Source organism: Syntrophorhabdaceae bacterium (assembly GCA_028713955.1).
In the GTDB taxonomy this organism is placed as follows: Bacteria; Desulfobacterota; Syntrophorhabdia; order Syntrophorhabdales; family Syntrophorhabdaceae; genus UBA5609.
Genome location: JAQTNJ010000269.1, coordinates 1 through 3,977, shown reverse-complemented (window position 1 = coordinate 3,977; position 3,977 = coordinate 1). Strand labels below are relative to the sequence as shown.

The window sequence follows — 3,977 nt, the reverse complement described above, 5'->3', positions numbered from 1 at the left end:
GAAGAACAAGGTAAGCTCTGCAACGATAAGGAATATCATGGGAGATCTTGAGGAGCTCGGTTTTCTTTATAAACCCCATGCAGTGGCAGGGCGCATACCGACGCACAAGGCCTTCAGATATTACGTAAATAGTTTATCGTCACTGACGGTTCCCGGCAAAAAGGAGCTAAAGATACTTGAATCACTTGCCCGGCCCCGTTACTCGTACGTTGAGGAGATCATGGAAGACGCTTCGAAGACGCTTGCGGCCATATCACAGTGTACAAGCATCGTGATAGAGCCGAAAGTGAACACGATGCTCTTCAAGGAGATTGAATTTGTCAAATTATCAAAGTATACGATCCTTATCGTCTTTATAACCTCTTCAGGCATGGTTCATAAGAGAATCGTACATACCGATGAGGAACTGGGCATTAATGTCCTGAACGATATGAAGTGGTATATGAATGAAAAGTTCAGTGGTGTTCCATTCTATGTCTTGCGGGATGGCATACTGGGTGACGTGAGACGGGACAAGGAGGTATTCAACAACCTCTATGCAAAGATTCGCGATACCCTTGATACGATCATTGATGAAAAGAATAAGCGGGAGGTTTATATAGAGGGGACATCTAAGATGATAGGTGTTCCGGAATTTTCTGACCTCGAAAGACTAAAAGAGCTTTTTCAGGCACTGGAAAAGAAGGAAAAACTGATTAAATTACTGGATAGTTGTCTCCGGAAGAGTGGTATAAGCATTATCATAGGTCACGAGAATGACATGAAAGAGATGCAGGGAATGAGTATCATTTCCTCGCCCTATCAGATTGGTGAAGATAGCTACGGCTTCCTCGGCGTGATAGGCCCGATCCGGATGAATTATTCGAAAATAATACCGATTGTTAATTATACCGCGAAGACGGTTACAGATATTCTGAGAATGATGTAGGGGACTGGTATGGAGGACAAGGAAAAAAGGAATATTGACGGCGCAACAGAAGAAAAAGAAGAAGGACAGGAAACAAGCAGGCACGAAGAGCATAAGAAAAAAAGGAAGAAGGATGACGCCACGGAGGAACTGAAACGGGCACTTGAAGAGAAGGAAGAGGTTATAAAGTCCCTTCAGGAAAAGATGCTCTATTTCCAGGCTGAGTTTGAAAATTACAAAAAGCTCAAAATAAAAGAGAAGCAGGATACATTGAAATTTGGAAACGAAGTTCTGGTAAAGGAATTATTACCCGTGCTGGACAACCTCGAGATGGCGTTAGACCACACGGCAAAGACAGAAGATTACAAAGGGATCTATGAAGGAGTCAAGATGACCTTGAATGAATTTCTCAAGGTGCTTGAAAAGGCAGGCGTTACCAGGATCGAAGCTGCCGGTAAGAAATTCGACCCCAATCTCCACGAAGCCTTTTACCAGGAAGAAAAGGAGGATATGGAACCCGATACGGTCATATCAGAGTTTCAGAAAGGCTATCTGCTGAACAACAGATTAGTAAGGCCCTCCAGGGTAATTATTTCCAAAAAACCAGAGATTCAGTAACATAAGGTTGATTCATGCGAATGGAATACCGAGACTACCACGAAATCCTCAATGTTTCAAAAGGCGCAACAGATGAGGAGATAAAAAAAGCTTACCGGAAGCTTGCGCTCCAATACCACCCGGACAGAAATCCCGACAATAAAGAAGCCGAAGAGATGTTCAAAAAGATCAGCGAGGCCTATGAGGTGCTCAGTGATCCGGAAAAACGATACCGGTACGAGAGGTTTGGCGCTGCAGACGATACGGGTTCTGTCTTTGATTTCGGATTCAGAGGGAATTTCGATACCGTTTTTAACGACCTCTTCAGTGATTTTTTCGGTTCCCCCCGACAGAGGGAAAGGAAGGGGCAGGATCTACGGTACAATCTCACCATAGAATTCGAAGAGGCTGTATTCGGTATTGAAAAAGAGATAGAAATACCCAAAGAGGAAAAATGCTCAGTGTGCGGCGGGTCCCGGATAGAACCCGGACACCGGCCTGTGATCTGTAAACACTGCGGGGGGAAGGGACAGGTCAGGCAGAGTCACGGGTTTTTTACGATAAACAGGACCTGCGAATATTGCAACGGCGATGGTCATATCATCAAGGACCCTTGCAAAACCTGCAAAGGCAAGGGGAGCATCAAGACAAAGAAGAAGATCAAGGTCAGGATCCCACCCGGTGTCGACACGGGCATGAGGTTAAAACTGCGGGGGGAAGGGATGCAGCAGTTTGGCGACACCGTCCCCGGCGACCTGTACGTTGTTTTGCAGGTCAACGAACACCAGGTCTTCGAACGCACCGGCGACGACATTACCGTGCAGATTGATGTCAGTTTTCCGCTTTTATGTCTCGGAGGAGAGTTTACGGTACCCACCATAGACGGTGAAACAACGATCACAATGCCACCCGGCACGCAACCGGGCAAGGTCTTCCGTATCAAGGGGCTTGGCGTAACCAAATCGAACGGGTACGGGAGGGGAGATCAGCTTGTCTACCTCAATGTTATCATCCCTTCGCAGCTGAGTGAAAAACAGCGCCTGCTCATGGAAGAACTTGCAAAAGAATTTGTCAGTGACAGCGGGAAAACGCGTAAAGGGTTCAAAGAAAAGTTTATGGAATTCTTCGAATAGAGCAGCTCATAAACGGCAGTATATCGTCGTTCGTATATCGACGAGGGAAACACTGTAAAATGTAAAAGGTGAAAGGTTAAGAAGGATCTTGTCAGTTGTAAGGCGTTAGGTTAGCAGAAAAGCAGAAGGTGAGAAGAGCAGAAAGCAGAATATCCAGGTCAGTGGCGCCTTTTTCATTAGGTTTTTTAACGCCTGACGCCTCACGATTTACGCCTCACGGGTTTTTGGAATCTCGATATACGATATACGAACGACGATATACGGTTTTCTATGAGCTATGAACTGCCCTTCTCTATATTCTCCGCCATCAGCTTTGCAATTGTTTTAGAAAACGCTGCGGGATCTTTTGGCTTTGACCCTTCAAGGATGAGGGCCTGATCGTAAAGGAGCCTTATAAAATCATGGAGGGTGCTGCTCTTTGCGTCTTTCTCAAAGATCGCCTTCATTGAGGCAAAAAGCGGGTGTGCAGGGTTGATCTCGAGGATCCGCTTTTTTAAAGGGACCTCCTGACCCATGGCCTTTAGGAGTTTTTCCATCTGCGGATCCAGATCTCCCTCATCGGCAACAAGGCAGCAGGCCGAATCCGTCAGGCGACCGGAGGGCCTTACGTCTTTTACATCGTCTTTCAATATGTCTTTCATGAGGTCTATGAGTTTTTCGTATTGTTTTTTTGCCGTTTCCTTTTCTGTCTTTTCTGTCTTGTCGAGATCAATATCTCCCTTTGTAATGGATTTCAGTTTTTTTCCTTTATATTCGAAACTGCTCAGGACGAAATCATCAATATCGTCGAGCATGACAAACACTTCATAATCCTTGCCCCTGAATGCCTCGAGATAAGGTGAATGCTGGACCTCTGCGAGCGATGTCCCGGTGATATAGTATATCGCTTCCTGTTCCGTCTTCATGTCGTTGATATAATCATCGAGAGTCCTCAATATACCCTCCCCGGTTTTCGTTGAAGGGAAAAGGAGCAGATCGGCTATGGCCTCTCTCCGCGAAAAATCATAGTGGAGCCCCTCCTTGAGGACCCTGCCGAACTCTTTGTAAATTTTGACATAGTCTTCGTATTGCTCCTTTTTCATATCGCCGAGCGTATCGAGGACCTTTTTTGTTATATTCGTCCGTATGATCTCAACCTGCCTGTTATGCTGGAGGATTTCCCTGGATACGTTGAGGGGAAGGTCCGTTGAGTCTATCACTCCTTTCACGAACCGGAGGTAGGGCGGGATGAGCTCCTCGCAGTGGTCCATGATCTGCACGCGTTTTACGTAAAGCGTCGGGCCTATCTTGTAATCCCTGAAGAGGATGTCATACGGTGCACTCGAGGGGATATAGAGGAG

General features: G+C 46.1%; 4 protein-coding genes. 3 read left to right on the top strand and 1 reads right to left on the bottom strand.

Going from position 1 to position 3,977, the window contains the following annotated elements; translation table 11 throughout:
• The 3 genes from hrcA to dnaJ form a co-directional block, all read left to right on the top strand.
• Positions 1-928, top strand: a 928-nt coding sequence (gene hrcA, locus PHU49_15435; GenBank protein ID MDD5245400.1) for a heat-inducible transcriptional repressor HrcA, incomplete at its 5' end; no start/stop codon positions are given.
• A gap of 9 nt (positions 929-937) precedes the next feature.
• The gene (gene grpE, locus PHU49_15430) at positions 938-1,525 is read left to right on the top strand and encodes a nucleotide exchange factor GrpE (GenBank protein MDD5245399.1); all 588 of its coding nucleotides are present in this window, start codon (positions 938-940) and stop codon (positions 1,523-1,525) included.
• A 14-nt stretch (positions 1,526-1,539) separates the two neighbouring features.
• Entirely contained in the window at positions 1,540-2,637 is a 1,098-nt protein-coding gene (dnaJ, locus tag PHU49_15425) for a molecular chaperone DnaJ (GenBank protein ID MDD5245398.1), read from the top strand.
• Positions 2,638-2,912: 275 nt separating this feature from the next.
• Here dnaJ and htpG read toward each other — a convergent pair.
• The coding region (gene htpG, locus PHU49_15420; GenBank protein ID MDD5245397.1) for a molecular chaperone HtpG at positions 2,913-3,977 on the bottom strand (1,065 nt) is incomplete at its 5' end.